Annotated in this window: 14 protein-coding genes; all 14 read left to right on the forward strand. The window is 51.2% G+C overall.

Features of this window, described 5'->3' with window-relative positions:
- Positions 1-690 precede the first annotated feature (690 nt).
- Entirely contained in the window at positions 691-1,128 is a 438-nt protein-coding gene (locus I1H34_RS28675) for a hypothetical protein (RefSeq protein ID WP_212666759.1), read from the forward strand.
- An 89-nt stretch (positions 1,129-1,217) separates the two neighbouring features.
- Positions 1,218-2,462: a hypothetical protein gene (locus I1H34_RS28680; protein ID WP_212666760.1), complete on the forward strand. Its 1,245-nt coding sequence runs from the start codon at positions 1,218-1,220 to the stop codon at positions 2,460-2,462.
- A 36-nt stretch (positions 2,463-2,498) separates the two neighbouring features.
- The gene (locus I1H34_RS28685) at positions 2,499-2,678 is read left to right on the forward strand and encodes a hypothetical protein (RefSeq protein WP_212666761.1); all 180 of its coding nucleotides are present in this window, start codon (positions 2,499-2,501) and stop codon (positions 2,676-2,678) included.
- A gap of 31 nt (positions 2,679-2,709) precedes the next feature.
- On the forward strand, positions 2,710-4,788 hold the full coding sequence (locus I1H34_RS28690; RefSeq protein WP_212666762.1) for a sigma-70 family RNA polymerase sigma factor: 2,079 nt from the start codon (positions 2,710-2,712) through the stop codon (positions 4,786-4,788).
- A 66-nt stretch (positions 4,789-4,854) separates the two neighbouring features.
- Complete coding sequence (locus tag I1H34_RS28695) at positions 4,855-5,373, forward strand: hypothetical protein (protein ID WP_212666763.1); 519 nt, start codon at positions 4,855-4,857, stop codon at positions 5,371-5,373.
- A 10-nt stretch (positions 5,374-5,383) separates the two neighbouring features.
- Positions 5,384-8,560, forward strand: a complete 3,177-nt coding sequence (locus tag I1H34_RS28700) for a hypothetical protein (RefSeq protein ID WP_212666764.1) — start codon at positions 5,384-5,386, stop codon at positions 8,558-8,560.
- The gene (locus I1H34_RS28705; protein WP_212666765.1) at positions 8,496-9,602 is read left to right on the forward strand and encodes a hypothetical protein; all 1,107 of its coding nucleotides are present in this window, start codon (positions 8,496-8,498) and stop codon (positions 9,600-9,602) included. Before I1H34_RS28700 ends, I1H34_RS28705 begins: the two co-directional genes overlap by 65 nt.
- Positions 9,603-9,624: 22 nt before the next feature.
- Positions 9,625-10,980 (forward strand): hypothetical protein, encoded by a 1,356-nt coding sequence (locus I1H34_RS28710; RefSeq protein WP_212666766.1) that lies wholly within the window; start codon positions 9,625-9,627, stop codon positions 10,978-10,980.
- 11 nt (positions 10,981-10,991) lie between these two features.
- A complete protein-coding gene (locus I1H34_RS28715; RefSeq protein ID WP_212666767.1) occupies positions 10,992-11,708 on the forward strand; it encodes a hypothetical protein in 717 nt (238 codons plus the stop codon).
- Positions 11,705-13,150, forward strand: coding sequence for a hypothetical protein (locus tag I1H34_RS28720; protein WP_212666768.1), 1,446 nt, complete (start codon positions 11,705-11,707; stop codon positions 13,148-13,150). Before I1H34_RS28715 ends, I1H34_RS28720 begins: the two co-directional genes overlap by 4 nt.
- Positions 13,150-13,278 (forward strand): hypothetical protein, encoded by a 129-nt coding sequence (locus I1H34_RS32855; RefSeq protein WP_255801511.1) that lies wholly within the window; start codon positions 13,150-13,152, stop codon positions 13,276-13,278. The genes I1H34_RS28720 and I1H34_RS32855 overlap by 1 nt, the downstream gene beginning before the upstream one ends.
- Positions 13,279-13,321: 43 nt before the next feature.
- Positions 13,322-13,876 (forward strand): pentapeptide repeat-containing protein, encoded by a 555-nt coding sequence (locus I1H34_RS28725; protein WP_212666769.1) that lies wholly within the window; start codon positions 13,322-13,324, stop codon positions 13,874-13,876.
- A gap of 114 nt (positions 13,877-13,990) precedes the next feature.
- On the forward strand, positions 13,991-17,278 hold the full coding sequence (locus tag I1H34_RS28730; RefSeq protein ID WP_249370273.1) for a D-alanyl-D-alanine carboxypeptidase family protein: 3,288 nt from the start codon (positions 13,991-13,993) through the stop codon (positions 17,276-17,278).
- A gap of 10 nt (positions 17,279-17,288) precedes the next feature.
- Positions 17,289-17,645 (forward strand): hypothetical protein, encoded by a 357-nt coding sequence (locus I1H34_RS28740; protein WP_212666770.1) that lies wholly within the window; start codon positions 17,289-17,291, stop codon positions 17,643-17,645.
- The last annotated feature ends 141 nt before the right edge of the window (positions 17,646-17,786 follow it).

Genomic DNA, 17,786 nt, shown 5'->3' on the forward strand with positions numbered 1-17,786 from the left:
TCCTTGTACCGCTGGAAGAACTGGAATTGCTTCCCGGTCCTGGGATACGTGGGAGTTACAGGTCAACTGAGGAGTTCCCAGAGGCGATGGGTTGATTCTGGGTGATGGGTGATTTGGTATCAAGTGATATGAAATATCGGTAGATACTGGAGCTTCAATATTATTTTAAAAATTGGATAATCAGTCATGCATTTTTATGACCTAAAACAATAGCAATTCGCTTTTATTTCACAGTTGATATAGTTGCCTATCCAGGCTAGAGAGTACAGTTTCTGGATAGAGTGTTTAGATGCCAGGGAATCCTGAAGTCTAATTATAGAAGTACTTCTGTGGTTTATTCCTTGCCAGTTAACTTGTTCGGAGTTGAGAACTATTGCTATTTGTAACGTTCAGCTTTGACTTCGCTCATTAGTTAGGGTTACAGTACAGCCAAGTGATTGAAGCGAATGTTTTCGCACCCAAGTTTACTCTTTTTGTATTTCTGCCACTGCCTACAAGAAACAGCAAAGGTCTAGCCTTTGCCTAGTCTATTTTTAAAAGCCAATTCTAACGGGAATCCTTGACAGGAGTTCTGCCCTTTTCTGTAATGCACAGAAATATTCTCTAGTTAAATTTGCAAACCACGGCCTGCCCAAAGTACCACCTAAAGCCAAGCCGTGATCCTCGACTCCTAGAACAGGAGCATCTTCTATGTTAGCCACTAATAAAAAATCAGGGAAATCCCCTGGAAACGACAGCGACCTTCAAAGCTCTGATCAGCCTGATCCACAGGTGATTCAGGAGTATCGAGAAATTTATCTCCAGATTGCTTGGAAGGTTCAAGACTTGTTATCGATGCCCGTTATCTATACCTATGACAAGCTTTATAGGCTCGGTAGCGATCACCCGAAGTTAAGCGAACGAATTGATGCTTTGGTGAGCTATGAGCTGCGGCTGTGTGGGTACTCCAAAGACGATCAGATCAACATTCTGCTTTACGGTCCCTACATTCAAGCGCAGATGCTGGACCACTGTCTGTCTGAGAGCGGTGCTAGGGGCTACATTCGTCAGCGATTAGCCATTGCCCCGTCAGCTCCCTCACCTCTGAAGTTAGTCCAAACTGAATCAACTCCCACAACTGCCGCATAGTTCGATTTGTTAACTGGGGGCATCTGGCCTCTGAAAATTCAGCATCAATTCAATATCAAAGCCGCATTCACGCCACAAGGAGACTGAGAATGCAGACTGCAATACAAAAAATTGGAGACGCCCATCTCCTCGTCACCCCAGACGGTAAGCCCGTGCCTCACAAGGATGCAGAGCAACCTACGTTTCATGTTCAACCTCAGCTTTTTAATCCTTACTCAGACATCAACTTGAGTGATATTTCCCTAGTTGAAGTTACTCTAGCTCCCCATGATTCAACTCAACCTGTCTCAGTCTTGCCCAAAGACGTGACGGTTCGACAGCCTTACCCCAACGAGAACTATTACGTTGCGGGAACGGCTGAGCGGAAGATGGGCTGGGATATCCTTCTTGATTTGGATGCGCCTCCGAAATGGTTGGATTTGACCTGGGAGGTGCAAATGCCTCCAGACTCAAGCCACCCAGTTTTAACGATTTATCATCGATTCACTTTGGATTTTGTCCTCACCCAACAAGGCCAGGTGTTCTCAATGGATCAGGCCAATACTTTTTACGATCCGAATGCCCGCACCATCAGCTTCATTAGTCTCAATCATATAGACGACAGCTTTACCAAGGGCGATAAGTCCTTTAAGTCCTATCGGATGGATTACCCGTATGGACTAGCGTTCTACCAGACCTTAATTTTAAACTCATGCGCCTGGTCAGACCTTGTTAGTACTGGAATTGAGGACACGCTTCTAGAGCGAGATATTGAGCCTGCTGCTGAGTTCAAAACTTACACAGAAGCCCACCATAATAATGCCTGTTGTGAGATACCAGCGGACGTCTTATATCGAGCAATCCAGCTTGCACGAGAAATATCTGTCGGGGAAGATTCACCCTACTACTGGAACTCAGAAGCGCACCCTGCGATGCAGTATATCTGCGACTGGTGGAATCAGAATGCTCCCATTTCAGAGAGTCGGATCGCTGCCCAGATGCAAATCGATGTTCGGATCGCGGATGACAATTCTTATGTCAGTGGCATGGATGAAAAGCCACCGTGGTCAATTGATGGGGAGTGGCGGGCGAAGTCTAGGAATGCTTGTGCCCGATGGAATGAGTACGTTTTGATCCATTTCGCTCAAACCAAGACTGCAAATATCTACTGGGATAGTTCTTTTCTGGTTCCTGATGTAGTGGGCGAACACTTTAATAGTGGTGATGGCGTTGCTGCTGAAGAAGCCAAGACCTGGGACTTTGCTGAGTACGGTTTGAATGCTCTCAAGTATTTCCCCGAACGCTTCCCCTTCGCCTGGGAAAAGTTACAAGCCGCAATTCACACCCCTGTATAAAGTCCACTCTCTTCAGCCTTGCACGGAGGATGAGCCATGACTGATAAGAACTCTTCAGAAAATATTTTTAAGCTGAACCAAATTCCGAGTCACACCCAGATATTGGGCGAAACGGGCGGTGGCAAGTCAGTTCTTGTAGCCTCAAAACTGCTCGATGAACGTTCTAAAACGCCTAGCCACCTAAAGATTAACTTCCATCCCAAACCCTCTTACTAATTGCAGTCACCTTCTTCAGGAGGTTGGACCTATGACCGCTACGATTGCTAATTCTGCTTCAGACGGTATCTTTTTACCCGAATACCTTGCTCAGTTCTTGGGCCGTTTCCCCATCCCCGATCCAGAGCAAGAGTTGGAGCTGATCCAAAAAGCTAAACGAGGACATGAAAACTCTCTGTCATGCCTGATGCTGGGGCATATTCGTTTAGTGTCCAAACTTGCCAATCGATATGCCCCGACCCTTGAGGACGGCCAAGACCTCTTGCAAGAAGGGATGATGGGCATTCGTCGTGCAGTTGAGAAATTTGACCCTACCAAAGGATATAAATTCTCTACCTATGCGCGGGGCTGGATTCGCGGATATATCCGTAGATTTTGCTATAAAAACAGACCCAAGCAACTGAGATTACCTGAGAAGAAACAGATTCATCTAGATAAGGTATATGAATTCCAAAATCAGTTTCCTGATGCCAGCCTGGAAGAGATTGCCCAAAAAACCAATCTAAAGCTGGAATATATCGAAGATTTACTCTATTGGGGCCGTTCATTCCAAGAAATCACAGACTGGTATGAGTTTACGATTGATGATGCGTCTTTTTATGCAGATGACGATGAGTTCTTTGATTTCGAGATTGAACCTGAGACAAAGACAAATCTCGTCCTAATCCAAGCACCTCCACTTTTTATCCCACCGAAATATCAAATCCCTGTCCATCTCCTCAAGCAGTGGTTCCGGGTTGGCATGGCGCAGTTCGTAAATGCAGCCAAAGGCCAAGTGAAAGCCGCTCGACTGGGATTATCTCAAAGTTTCAGCAGTTACTCTCAACCAACCTCACCAGAAGTAGACCAAGAGCGAGTAAACCTCAGCACTTGGCCTGCTTCTCTTTCTATTTCTTATCAAAACAACATTCAGCATTTTTCATCTTCCCAGCATCTTTCCCAAACTCCCCCCGCTACAGAGTTTCTTCCTGCCAAAGCCGTCAACTTAGTCAAAGGAGCTATTGCCCATGCTCAGAAATCTCTTTTGGTTCTTCGTGGGTGTCGCAGTGACGGGCCTGCTGATCGACCGAGGTATCAATCTCCCTCAGCGGATCAGCGATGCCGTGGACTGGGAGAGCCTGGAACGACTAGGGGAAGACATCTGGGATTCTGCCAAGCAGTAACCGAGTTTATCCACAGACCATTAGCAACGATATCTCAAAGCATTCGAGGATTTCCATCACGGGCTGGCCCTGACTCCAGCCAACAACCACAACGAGGGGCTGTCTTTGATAACAATCCCCCTCCCCAGCAGACAAACTTGCCAAGGACAACCACTATGTACAAGACTATTGCCGCCATGATCGCGGCCTGGTTGGGGCTGCTCATCTCCCCAGCTACAGCGGAAACCATCAAGATAGCGCCGGGTCATGGTCACTTAATTGACCTCACCTCCAGCGGGTGCCGAGTCTCTAAAGCCTATATGGGCACGAGGGGCATCTTTGACCTGAGCTTGGATCTGCCCCAACCCCAGACCCAGAAGATTTACCTAACCTGGAAACCCAACGCCCAGGTGAAATCGACCAACTTGATTCTAGATTTAGTGGGCTGCAATCGCTCCTCAATGGAGTTAACCCTCAATCGGTCTGACAGTGCCCCCAGGACTGCCATCACTCGGATTGGAGCGCCCACCCCCATTGCTCACACCCCTGAGCAATCGCGAGTTCTCACAGGTCGCCAGGGTCAGCCCCCTGTGAGAACTCGCTTCCCTCAAACCGTGGCATCAGGCCAACCTTTGACCTTGAAGCCTAGAACCAAAGCCCCACCTAGACCCAAAACGGTTAAACGTCCTCCTGTGCGGCGAGTTCGTCTCACCCCGAAGGCAAAGCCCGTTCCCGTGGCTAAAAACAATGTGTCCGATAGTAGCATCACCCCAGCGACTCTTTTGAAGGGGCTAAACGTCGCTAGAGCGTCAGGCAACCAGACATATCGCTATCGCTCAGAAATGCACTGGCGAGTCAACGGCATGATTCGCCAGATGCGTTGGGGGAAGTCTCCTGAAGACGCAGCAAAGCTAGCCAACGTATCCCCTGACCAGCTCCAGACCTTGATTGATTACGCCCAGCAATAACACCTTTTCCCAATGACCCATCAGAGGCAATTGCCATGAGACTCCTTAGAACCTGTTATCACCGCCTTGATCGCTTTCCTTGGTGGTCAAGCCAACTCTTCCTCGTCAGCATCGGGATGGGGTGGGCTTACCTGGCATTGTTTGGGCAGGCATTATTCAGTTTTTGATGCTGCTATCGGGACTGCTGTGGAAGCGATTAGTGGGGTCACCCCCAGTGCATTATCTGCTAGGTGCCTGGGCCTTATTCTCAGCATCCTCATCCATAACTCTGCCTTTGCCCAGAACATCACCATCACCGAAGCGGCCTGTGTCGAGATTGGCCCCATTAAAGGTGCAGCCTCCACCATCAAACAATTACTGGGACAAGTCACCGTGGGGTCCATCAACTTCGCGGGGATGACCTGTGTGATCATCGGGGCCATCGTTGCCTTTGTCTTCGTGACTGCCGTGGCCTATGGAGGCAACGCTATTTTCCAGCATAACCATAACGGCACGGGGTATCACGAGATGCTGCGGCCTTGGATCGCCATCTTGATCTTTGCCGCCTTTCTAACGATGGCAGCATTCATGTTCTTTGGCGTATAGGAGAAATCTGATGAATCGAGACATGCTCAACGAGGGAGATGTCAACACCATCATGGGCACCAACGTTTTGTTTGGAGGCGTCCATCCCATCGTTCTCCTTGCGGGAGCGATGTTGTTCTTTCTGATGACACCCATCATCTTCAAGAACCTATTTATCGGCATCCCCCTATTCATGCTGGCGTTTGTGCTGATGTTTCTGTTTTTAGGGAATAACCCCCCACAGAAATTGCAACGCCGCACCGTCCCCAAGCAATACCGTTCCGGTCATCCCACCCTGGAGTATGACCGGGCGGGCCTGCCCAAAATGGAGCTGCCCTCTGTGAAAACCAACTACAACTTTATCGAATCAAACTACAAATCCTTCAAGAGCTTTGGGCAGATGGCCTATGAAGGTCTAGACATTGGCTACTACATGCTGCAACGGGGGAAGCGAGAGCTGATGTTCATCTTTGCGTTTCGAGTCAAGAAAGGCCAGGAGCCAACCCTCACAGATGACATGGCATGGAGTGGTCTCAAAGGGGGCACTGCTGCGGTCACAGGGGCGACAGGGATTGATTTTAAGTCCTATTGGCACATCCATCGGAGTGCGGATGAGCCAATGGTGCAGTTGGCTGATGAGTACGAGACCAGTAATGACCCCCTCTCCCAAGCTTTAACCCAGAGTGCAGCAGAAAACCTAGACCGCTTGGAAAGCGAGGGGCGACTCGTCAAAAGTGACCTGATCTACTTCGCCAAGTACCGGATGATTTTGGGGGCTGACTTTGAGATTAACCAAGGCTGGATGGATGCGATCGCAGAGAAAGTGACCCTCGTCCTGTCCACCCTCAAAGATGACAACTTCGACTCCCTACCGGGATGGGGAAAAGCCATTCGCCAAGCCTATGTGCGGGGCTATCGTCGGGCCTTGATTGCCCTCACCGCCTCTGATGGTTTTGGCTTAGACGTGGAAACCTTGGGGGTTCAGGAGATCATGGATATCCCCTATCAAGCCTTACATCCTGGAGAGAGCGCCCCCCTCGGCCAATACATCCGCACGGATGACCATTCAGAGCAGCCTGAAGTCATTATCCAGGACTACGGAGACCATGACTTGGGAGCCATCTTTGAACCCTATCAAGGACTCCCCACCACTCCAGACTTCACCCGCTCCACGGTCTATATTCCCAGTACCGGGAAGCATTGGGCCTTTGTCCGTTTAGGTAAAGTGCGCCACTATCCCGTCGATGGTCAATCCGTCCCTCGGGGCTATCTGAAATTTTTGTGGACTCGGCTAACCACCCCCACCCCCTTCTGGGACTGCCAAGTGATTACGGAGCTAACGGAAGACCCCTCCGACATCGAGATCAACAACATGGACTTGGTGATGAAGAACTCCATGAAGCGGATCGCCAAGGGCCTGCAAGAGCAAAGCCCGGATGTCACCGCTGAGATGCGCTTGACGGAAGCCAAGGAACTGCAAGGGTTCATAAAAAGCGGCTGTCGTCCCTTTTGGGCTAGCTGCGGCATCTGGGTCTATCGGGATAGTAAGCAGGAAGTGATTGAAGCATGTAACGAGCTGATTGACCGACTCAAGACCGTACCCACCGAACTCGTCACCGAGCAGATAGAACAGTATTGGTTTCAGTCCTTCCCCTTTGAATGGAACAGCCTACTCACTAAACCCTTTGTCCAACGACCCAAATACCTCAACTACCAGGCCGTGCCCCTGCTGCCCCAAGTGCAGATGCCGAAAATGGACGACAAAGGGCAGATGTTTTTGGGTCAGGAACTGCCCTGCCCCTTGTACCTAGATTTGCTGAACAAGTCCCCCAACCACACGGCCATCTTCGCCACCACGGGGAATGGAAAATCGGGAATCTTGTCGGGAATCTTGTTCAGCTACATCCTCAATCGCCGGGTCACCATCGTCTTTGAATACCCAAGGCCCAACGGTGAGAGTACCTATACAGATTTAGTCAACACCTTTAATCGGATTGGCGTCAGTGCGGCCTACCACAACGTCAAAGAGCATGTCATCAACATCCTAGAATTGCCCGATATGCGATGGGTGGATGCCCTGCCCAAACCCGGTGAACCGGGCTATAAATCCACCCTCGCCACGAGGGCAGACCTGTTTGAATCGGCCTTCAACAACCATCTCGCCATCCTGCAAGCGCTGGTCATGGGCACGACGGATGATCCGACCACAGAGTTAATGGTCAGCTCCTTCCTCTCCCGTTGCTATGAAGCCTTTCATCACATCCCTGAGATTCAGCACCGCTATCAGGTCGCTAGTGAAGCCGCCTTTGGCACCCCTGAATCTCAGCAGATGCCCATCTATGAAGAATTCGTCGGCTTTGCTGAGAACTGGTTTATCCAAGAAGTGATGCGCGAGGACATCTCCGACCTGGAGAAAAACACCATTGGCCTAATTCGTACCCAGCTTAAAGGCGTCCTGTCCAAAGCCCTAGGCCGCTCCATCAACGGCATCTCCAGCTTTGATAGCAACGTCCAATGCCTCGTTCTCGCCATGACCAACGTCAGCGACTCCATCGACTCCTTGATCTACTCAATGGTGGGCTTTAACCTGCTGCTCCGCAAGGCCATGAGTACATTAGGGTCTGCTCTGATTACCGACGAAGGCACCCGCATCTATAAGTTTGCCTCCTATGCGCGGCTGTCCGGTCGAGTGCCGTCTGAGGGCCGCAAGTGGGCCTGCAACTATATTGTTGCTGCAACGGAAGTGGAAACCATCTATCAGTCCGTCGCCGGCAATGAAATCTTCACCAACCTGCAAAACATCTTTTGTGGGGGATTGCAGGATATCTCCATTAACCGCCTGTGCAACGATTTGGGATTTAGGCGAGAGATTTTAGAGAAATATGTGGGTAAAGGGATTTCCCATACCCGGCAAGAGAGCTACTGGTATTGGAAACGAGACAACCAGCATGTGGAGGTCAGCTTTAACCCCTCCAGCATGTTGATGGGCCTCGTCGCCACGGACAAAAAAGAAGTGGAATTAAGGGACCGCATCTTAGAGCATTATCCCCATGACCCGATTGCAGGCTACCGCATCCACGGTGACCTCCTCGCCCGCGCCCACCGAGCGGGCCTCTGCCCATCCACCATCACAGAGGAACAGTATGTACCCCTTCCCCCAGCGTCTGAAGAAGCCCCTGCTGATCGTGATTCTGTGGGTATCCGTTAACCCCCCGATTCATGCCCAGAGCTTTACAGGCGAAGATACCCCCTATACGGACATCATCACCCAGACTGCTTCCACTCCAGGCGACAGTCCCTATAACGTCGGTGATATCTATTCCAGCCCGGACTCAGGCAACGGTCAGCCCAAAGGACTGCTCGACCGAATCTTGAGCAAGAAAGCCCAAAAATCCCTGTTCAAAGTGATTGAGCATGGGTCCAAAGCTCTTAAAGCTGCCAAGATTGGCCGCAATGTCTACCGGGCCGTCACGGGTAAACGACTTCAGCCCGCCCTCAAAGGCGTCACCGATATCTTGGTGCTATATGGCATCATCGATCCCCCCAAAACCACGGCTCAAGGAGGCAGCTCCACGGATGGACGCCCCATCTATAAAGGGCCATCCTATGAAGATAATCCGTCTCGGTTGGACATCGAGCCGAATAGCCCTCGTGAAGTCTATGCCATCGCCCGTAATGTCCGGGCCATCGGTGAAGAGTTCCACGAGAAGCTGACCCAGATAGTCCTCAGTGACGAGGGCCAAGAACTGATTCAAGCAGAGGAAGCCACCGCTGCCCTCGCCCAAGAAGAGGCCATTGCCGCTCAAGACAGCATCACGGAAATCGTGGGGGTGAGTGAAGAACAAGCGAGTGCCAATGTCTCCGCTGCTGAAGAAGTCCAAGTGCTCGGTGCCGAAGCCCAAGGAGATAAAAGCTCCCAAAGCATTTTGAAACGCCTCTCTCTCCAGCAAGCCTTTAGCTCCAGTATTGGTGCCCAGACCTCCCAGCAGCTCACAGGGCTGACGGCTGCAACCGCCCATCAGAACCGGAGCTTAGGGGCCATCGCCAGCCAGAACCTCGTGCAGACCCGCAAATTGAGCAAGCTAGAACTCCTTCAGGCATCGGGGAACCAGCAGCGTACCCAGACCAATTTCATGTTAGAGGCATTGAAGAATGGAGAAGACCTTAAGCAGGATATCCAGGTCGCGAGTACCAAATACTCCTTCTTTACCCCGCAGATCCCTGGACTGGGTGAACCGGAATCAAAATAAGGTTCTGCTACTGGCTTTTCTGTTGTCTCTAGTCTGGGTGCTGTTGACTGCCCACCCGGCATGGGGCAAGGAATCCCTCAATTACAATGGCCTCGATTACCTCCAGCGGATCACGAAAAACATCACCAAAACCGCTGCCTGGTGGGATGACCTGTGGGATGGCACCTTTGATCCTGACAATGCGGGGAATACCATCAACAACCGGGCCGTTATGGATGTCGTCCGGTATGTGCTACTGGCGGGATTTATCACCTGGAGCTGGAAGATTGGTCGCAAGATCTTTGAAAGAGGGAGTGATATCAGCGACTGGGTGAAGTTCATCATCCCCGTGGTCTTAGTGTCCGTCTTCCTCGCCAACTCAGGGCAAGCCATCTACCATACCGCTCATGGCATGAGGCAGATCGTCAATGCCGCTCCCGCTGTGGTCGCTAAGGCCCAAGTCGCAGGCTTTAATGTCCGTCTAGCCATTAACGATGCCCTGTTCTCCCAAGTCACCCGGACGGTCATTTCTCAAGAGGCGAAGAAATGCGCCCAACTCCATCCTCCAGGCGTCAATCTGACGGAAGAAGAAAAGACACAGCTGAGCCTCAAGAAATTGGGTCGAAGGCAGGACGTCAGTCGACAAGTGGGGCGAGAACTGACGGGGGAGGAGGTTGCGACAGTCTACAAACAAGCCTCTATGAATCAGCTCCAGTGCCTCCAGTCCTTAGAAGTCTTTATTCAGGACCAGAAAAAGACGATTAAAGAAGGTTGCCCCGACTGTAAGACCGCCCTGGAATTAACCGAGCGGAGTCAGGAAGCAGCTCAAGAGGCGATTGCGCGGAATATGGAAGATCTGGCCGTCAAGGGATTTGACATCGCTAAGTCAGCCGCCATCAAAACGGCCATATTCGCGGTTCATCCAGGGTTAGCCCTCGCGGAGATGATTGCTCCAGACTGGCAGCAAATCTTGACGGAAATCGCCATGATGATGGCCTGGATCTTCATCGCGGGTCAGGAGTTGTCCTTGCTGCTGGCCGCCTTACTTGGCCCCGTCGCCTTTGCCTTGGGCACGATCCCCCACGGCCAGAATGCCATCGTGGAGTGGCTGCTGTTCTTCGCCCGCGTCCTGCTTGTGCGCCTCGCCTACGTCATCCTGATTGGGTTTGTGGCCGTGATGTTAGCGGGCGTGGCTGCGACCCCCCTCATCTTCCCCCTATTCTTCGGCATCTTTGCCCCCTACATCGCCTACAAAGCCGTGAACGATGGGGTGGGTTTAGCTGCAGATGCCTTCCGCTCTAAGGCAATCGGTGTCGCTTCAGCGGGGGCGGGCATCGTGACGGGGGGACTGATTACCCTCAACAGCGTTATGCAGACCAGAGCGATGCGAAATCGTTAGGAGAAACCACCATGCTCACCAAAATCACCATCCCGAAAAACCCTTTGCAAGCCGTGGAGAAAGGCAAGTGGATGCCCTATCTAATCATCGGTTTAACGGTACTCAATACCGGCCTGCTGTTTCGAGTGGGCCTCAGCAGCAAGCAGGCCGCTCAACGAGAACTCTCCAATGTGTTCGTGCAGCTTCCCAACAACCAGACCGTGGAAGCGAAGTCCGTAGATAAACGACATCGGGAAACCTCCCATATCCAAGACTTTGCTCATAAGTGGGTGAGTGCGGCCTTCTCCTGGAGCAAGGGAGAGGGGAAGACCGAGGGCAAGATTGAGTACCCGGCTCAATTCTATGACGTGTCCTACGCCATTGACCTGTCTTACCGGGTGGGGTGGATGGAATCGATCCACAAAAAGTATGACCAGGACTTTCCCTTTCGTAACTACACCTCTGGCAATTGGGAAGCTCAAGTGCAGATTCTAGATCGGCAAAAAGACATCGTTGTCGAACAACTTGAACCGGGACTGTGGAAAGTGACGGTGATTGCGACCCGACTCCATAACCGAGATAAAGAACGAGACTTCATCGAGCGGTTGAACCAAGAGCTGATCCTCAAATCCGTTGATTTTGTGAAAACCGAAGACCAAGACCAGACCCAGCTTGCCAAGTTGATGCGCGTGGGCCAGGAATATGGCCTGCAAATTGTTGAAATCCGAGACGTAAAGGTGACCTTATGAACACGACCCAAAAAGCCAAACATGCTAGAGATGTACTGCTCAAGCGCAAACCCGCCCCATCCGAGGGAACATCTAACGCGAAGCAGGATGACCCTAAAGAGACCCGTACACCAGCGGTATCCCTCGCTAACCTAGCGATGCCAGAGACGAAGACCACCGTCCCCAAGAACAAGCTGTATAAGCGGCTGTGGTTTCAGCTTTTGCTCCTCACCGTCGTGGGGACACCCTTTGCCTTACTCGCCACGGGGATGCTGTATGGGAGCGCCCCTCAACAGGCTGAGTCAAACCCCCAAAGTGAAGAGACGGGTTCTACGGTAGCCCAGAGTCAAGAAGAAGTACTCACCCAAGAGAATGCGGATCTGAAGGTGGAAATAGCGGCATTGCGGCAGTCCTTGGACGGTCAGCCCGTTTCTCCTGCTCAGAATAAGGGGCCAAAGCCCGCAGCCGTTCCCCCGACCCCTAAGCCTCAAGGGAGACCTCCCAGTCCGACCCATCGAGTGACCCGACCGATTCGCTATCAAAGCGCCGTTCCTCGGACCCAGCCCAAGCCCCGAATCGTCTACAGGGACAGACCCGCACCCAAGACTCAACCCGTGGTTGCGGCTAGACCTCCAGCACCTAGACCACAACCTCAGCCCGTTGCTCAAGCTGCCCCCCAGCCTGCTAGTAACTTCAGCCTCAGCAAACAATCGGCTTTTGCCCCGAAGCCCGTCCAACCTAAACCCATTCGTCCCATCCAGGTTTCCACCTCTCACCCCGTCCGTAAACCGATAACCACAAAACCCATTGCTCAAACCCCACCAGCCCCACCCCAAGGCGTTCTGGTCGCTTCCCTCACGGGTGACTTGCTGGAGGATAACCAAGTCGTCACGGATTCACCCACGGCCCTATACCCAGCAACCAGTAACCCATTGGGTAAAGGGTTGATTGCTGCTGGCACCACGGCTAAGGCAAAGCTCGATAACCCGATTACCTGGATACCCCAGAACAGTGACGCGATCATCGGTCAGCGGTATCTATTAACCCTCAGTGAAGACTTAGGGGCGATGGCGAAGAAAGGCTCCAAGGTTGTTGCAGAGGTAACGGCTGCGGAAGGAGACTTTTTGAGTATGCAAGTCGTGGAAGTCAACCAACAGCCCATTGAGCATATGGATCTAACGGGTGAGTCACCAGAGTCCAGGAAGACCCCCGTTGCTGTCATTCAGTACAAGCAGTCTCCACATCTGCAAGCCAAGCTCAAAGGTCAGGGTGAAGGCTTTGGTAACAAACTACTCAGGGCGGGCCTGAATGTGGGGATTGACCAGCTCCGCTCCAGCAGTGTGGGAGATAGAGCCTCGTCTGTCGTCAATAGTCTAGCCCCTAGCCGTTCCTCCAGTGGTTCTAGGAATGGCCTCTATCACTTCAACAAGGAAGTTGAAATCTATTTCATGGAGGGCGTGTAATGAAAGGTTGTCTTGTCATCGTTCTGATCGTCCTGACGCCGTTCCTATTCCTTGCAGGCCCCATCGGTTGGATTTTGGGGGTTATCGCCTGGATTCTGCTGCTCAAAGACTCTGGAAACGATCAGTGAATTTCACCACAGGCATTGATAAAAATATGGACGAGGTAGAAAAATGCACAGTCATACTTTAAGCCAAGGAAGGGCAAGCGTCCGTCGCTTTTTGGGAGCTTTGAAAGGATTCTCCGTCAATTTCAAATGGCATCGCCATACAGAACCCTTAGTAATAGAAGGAGAAGATGCGACCGATAAGGTTTTAGAAGCCTATCGCCGTGGTGTTAGAAACTTTGATGGCTCAATCTTTCCTGACAATGCCGATTTTTGTGAGCAAAAGCTTCATCGAGTCTCCTTTGCAGGGGCAAGGCTGACACAGGCATGGTTTTGTTGTGGCAGCTTCAGAGGTGCATGTTTTGCTAATGCGTTCCTAGAAGAGTCTAGCTTTGACGATTCAGATTGCAGAGGTGTGGATTTCTCAGGAGCTAACTTAGCGGGAGCTGAGTTTCAGAACACGGATTTGAAAGGAGCGAAGTTCACTGATGCCCAACTGCAAGGTGCTTTCTTTGACCGCGCTGATCTGGTTGGCGTGGATCTAACAGGGGCCAATGTGCAAGATGCGGAATTCTTGGATGTACGCAGGGTTAGGAGTGAACCTCCATTCGTTGAGCTGTAGATCGTCAATCAATCACCTTTAGTTTTCCCTTCAAATATGGGTTCAGATAGCGGCTCCAGATGGGGCCGTTTTTCCTTAGCGGTACATTCTTACATCGCACCAAAGCCTTCCCTTATGAAACAGAAATTACTTGCATTTTTCCTGGCTAGCCTGCCCACCTTGACGCAGATAGCCCCCGTCCTAGCCCAGCAGCAACAGACGGCTGCACTCAGCCCGGATACTCCAGTCAATTTACCGGGCCTCTACTATGACCCTGACCCTGGACCCTCCCCGACATTCCAGCAGCTCACGAGTGCAGAGCAAGCGGGATTTGTTGAAATCCCACCCTTACCTAATGGGGTGCAGCTTCCCTACCAGATTGATCGGGCATGGCCCCAGGGGGCAACTCCTGACCAAATCCTCAAATTTGGAGACTTGCAGCAGAACCCTGTCACGGCTGGGTTTACCAAGCTCACCTTGAGAGATATTTCCGCTCAGCAAGGGACAAATATCGCTGGGGTGCCCATTGGAGATGTGCCCCTCGTTTATGGCCTGACGGTTGATGAAGTCGATAACCTCTACACCAAGCTCAACAATGGCGAGAAAGTCACCGTTGATGATGCCGCCCCTGCCATTCAAGCAGCATTAGGAGTGTTGCATGACCCGTCTCAAGCAGGGAAGCACCTTCAGCAAGCGGCATTGACCACGGGCCAGAAAGAGCTGATTACCAAGCTCAGTAGGGTTCCCGCTCTCAAGGGCATTCCTCTCCAAGACCTAGCACGGGGTAACTGGCAGGGGGTAATCTCAAAGGCTGAGCAGATTGAATTAGCGGGCATTGGTAAGACGATTGGTCCCACCCTCAAGAAGCTGCCCGTCAATCAGATTGTCCCTCTCGTCGGTGATGTGATTAATGGCAACTGGCAACAAGTCCGACAGCGGGCACAAGCTTACGTTCTGGCAAAAGGGACAAATATTGCCGTCAAGGAAGTGATCAAGGCTGTCCCAGAACTGAAAGATTTACCCTTGGGCGCGGTTCCCGATCTCGTCAATCAGCCCATTGAACAGACCCTACCCAAGATTGCGGACTTGGCGATTGAGGAAATACCTGGGGTAGAGGATGAACTGATCAACTCCGTTCCGGGTCTGTCTGAGATTCCCGTCAACAAGCTGCCCTTTGACCTGGCCTTTAGCTTCCTTGCTGGAGACTTATTTGCGAGGTTTGATATCGCCTATAGCGGTGTAGAAGGGCCAGAGGAGCCATCCGTTCAACATGCCTTATCGGGTGGCAGTGAAGACCAGAAGTTTAGACCGATTAAATGCACCCTTGGCAAAACCAAAAACCAGAGAGCAGACAACTGTCCTCACTTTGAGATGCGGAAGTTTATTAGCTCTCCTCTCGCCCAAGTGACGGGGGATGATGATATTGAAGGTAAGCAATGGGTACAGGGGCACTCCAAGGGCAAGAACGGTCAAGGCGTGAAGGGTGGTAAGGGACTCATGAAGTGGGTGAATGGGGGTTGGGAACCCGCAGGCATCCATCCCTTTGGTACAGGTTCTCACACCAAGTTTGTGTTGAAGAATATTAAGGAATACCCTGATAAGCCCAGCACGGCGAGGCTGCATCTTGCCATCCAGTTCTGCTACTCCATCCCGATTCTGGGAGAGCAGTGTACCCCCCACTTCATTGTGATCCCCACTCCTTTTACCGTCCGGGAAGGGGGCTTGTTTCTAGTGGCGAGTCGAAGGAGTCTGCCTGCTGAGATTGCCAAGTTTAGAGACCGGGCATTGACGGCTGCGGGCCTCAGTCAGGTGTATTGCGACCCCAATCAGCTTATTGCCTCGACGGGTCAAAGTGATGTCTCTCCATCAGATTCAAAATATGGTCACCTTGCCTATGATGAGACCACAGGACAGCTCGTGAATGTAACCTCGGTCGATGGAGTACAGGAAACCCTAGCCCCAGATGCAGCCCAAGCCTTTGAGCAACTGAGAGCCGATGCGGCGGCTCAAGGGTTGGATATTAAAGCAGTATCAGGCTTCCGATCCGTGTCTGTTCAGCAGTCTATTTGGGATGATAAGGTGGCGAGTGCTTCTCCTGAAGTGGTTGCTAAGACTTCAGCTCCTCCCGGTCATTCAGAGCATCACACGGGTCTAGCGGTGGATGTGGGCAATAACCAGAATGCGGGTCTGAATGAGTCTTGGGCACAGACACCTGAATATGCCTGGATGGAGCAGAATGCTGAAAAGTATGGATTTGAGTTGTCATTCCCTAAAGGAAATAGTCAGGGAGTGAGCTATGAGCCTTGGCATTGGCGGTTTGTGGGGTCGAGTCAGGCTCAACAGACCTTTGCGAATGCTGCTGGGAGTCAGAATAAAGGTACTACTGCGTCATCTAATGGAGTCCTTCAACCGATTGATGGGGCGTCAGGTGCGCCGCAACTGAAGGGTATACCGGGTCAGCCAGGTGCTGTAAGTAGGCAGAATAGCTCTACTTCAACCCCCGCCGATCCTGACCATAATCTCAGGCAGTATCTCGCCCGCATCAGAATTGGAGAGAGTACTGACGGGACCAATTGGAGACCCCATCCTGAAACGGGTGCTTATGGAATTTATCAGTTCACTCCAGAGTCTAGAACTAGTCTTCTGCAACGAACAGGAATAGATGGCTGGACACGAGACCGAGCGGTTGCGGCTCAAGCAGCGGTGGAGTGGATCAAGATTATTGGTGCTGAGAAGAATGTGGATCTGATGGCTGCGATTCAGAGAGGGGATTTTGCCTTGGCGGATCGGGTGTTAGCTCCTTGGCAATGGACCTCGTTGCCGGGTGGACCTGAACAAAGTGAAGTGTGGAGCAATCCAGCGAATTTTGAGAAATATGGTCCGACTGGGGATGCTTCCACGAATGAGCCTGTTGGTGTGGCGTCTAGTGGGTTGCCTTGCAGGCCGTCACAGGTGGCTGGGGTGCCTGGAGTTCTTACGCCAGAAGGAGATGGGGTTGCGACAGGGTCATTATCTAATCCCCTCCCAGGTTATTCAACTACTAGTGAGTATGGTTACAGAACTCACCCAGTTACTGGTGTTCAGGGCAGTTTCCATGCAGGGATAGATATTGGTGCCCCACCTGGAACACCTGTAAACGCGGCTGATGGGGGAACTGTTGATTACGCAGGCTACCATCCGGGTGGGCATGGAAATCTAGTTGTGATTTACCATGGAAATGGTTTAGCAACTTGGTATGCTCACAATTCTGCTATTAATGTACGTGTAGGTCAAAATGTAACTACCGGAGACAAATTAGCTGAGGTTGGCAGTACAGGTACATCTACAGGTCCACATCTGGATTTTGGTGTTCGAACTGGTTACATTCCTGGTCAGCCCTATTCAGGACAACATCATAACCCTCGTAATTTCGTTAATTTTTGAGGTAATAGATATGTTTAAGAGGTTAATCGTTGTCTTCCCACTAATGACTTTGTTTTTTCCATTACCTGCTCGTGCAGATATGGAAAGTTGTTTTAATAGGCATCTTCAGACTTCCTTAAAAACGTTCCCCATAAAATCTGCTAAACATCAGGCCACTGTCGAACATAATGGCCTCCGCTATCACTGGTTACATGTGTATACGAGTGATACTCGTTATCCTTTGGGTGAAGCTGTTGTTGCTGAATCTTCTAATGTCTGTCAGCTTCCTGTGTTTGACGTGACAGGTAATATTCAGGATTACAATCCGTATCTTGGAGCGGAGGTTGTAGGTAAGTTCAAGAAGCAATTTGCAAAGCAACAACGCTAAATTAGCTTTTCGCTCTATCACCTCCCTGTTTTCAGTAGAAGTTATTACAAGGGCTTCTATCTCCTTTACGAAACACTACTTCCAAATCCAATCCAGATTGAGGCTCAATCTCTTGAGCAGACCGAGAGACTTCAGTCTGCT

This window comes from Acaryochloris marina S15 (assembly GCF_018336915.1).
GTDB lineage: Bacteria > Cyanobacteriota > Cyanobacteriia > Thermosynechococcales > Thermosynechococcaceae > Acaryochloris > Acaryochloris marina_A.

Excerpts from the sequence above, each read along its gene's own strand:
- I1H34_RS28690 (WP_212666762.1), top strand. The coding sequence starts at position 2,710 with ATGACCGCTACGATTGCTAATTCTGCTTCAGACGGTATCTTTTTACCC.
- I1H34_RS28730 (WP_249370273.1), top strand. The coding sequence starts at position 13,991 with ATGAAACAGAAATTACTTGCATTTTTCCTGGCTAGCCTGCCCACCTTG.
- I1H34_RS28740 (WP_212666770.1), top strand. The coding sequence starts at position 17,289 with ATGTTTAAGAGGTTAATCGTTGTCTTCCCACTAATGACTTTGTTTTTT.
- I1H34_RS28720 (WP_212666768.1), top strand. The coding sequence starts at position 11,705 with ATGAACACGACCCAAAAAGCCAAACATGCTAGAGATGTACTGCTCAAG.
- I1H34_RS28685 (WP_212666761.1), top strand. The coding sequence starts at position 2,499 with ATGACTGATAAGAACTCTTCAGAAAATATTTTTAAGCTGAACCAAATT.
- I1H34_RS28715 (WP_212666767.1), top strand. The coding sequence starts at position 10,992 with ATGCTCACCAAAATCACCATCCCGAAAAACCCTTTGCAAGCCGTGGAG.
- I1H34_RS28680 (WP_212666760.1), top strand. The coding sequence starts at position 1,218 with ATGCAGACTGCAATACAAAAAATTGGAGACGCCCATCTCCTCGTCACC.
- I1H34_RS32855 (WP_255801511.1), top strand. The coding sequence starts at position 13,150 with ATGAAAGGTTGTCTTGTCATCGTTCTGATCGTCCTGACGCCGTTCCTA.
- I1H34_RS28700 (WP_212666764.1), top strand. The coding sequence starts at position 5,384 with ATGAATCGAGACATGCTCAACGAGGGAGATGTCAACACCATCATGGGC.
- I1H34_RS28725 (WP_212666769.1), top strand. The coding sequence starts at position 13,322 with ATGCACAGTCATACTTTAAGCCAAGGAAGGGCAAGCGTCCGTCGCTTT.
- I1H34_RS28705 (WP_212666765.1), top strand. The coding sequence starts at position 8,496 with ATGTACCCCTTCCCCCAGCGTCTGAAGAAGCCCCTGCTGATCGTGATT.
- I1H34_RS28675 (WP_212666759.1), top strand. The coding sequence starts at position 691 with ATGTTAGCCACTAATAAAAAATCAGGGAAATCCCCTGGAAACGACAGC.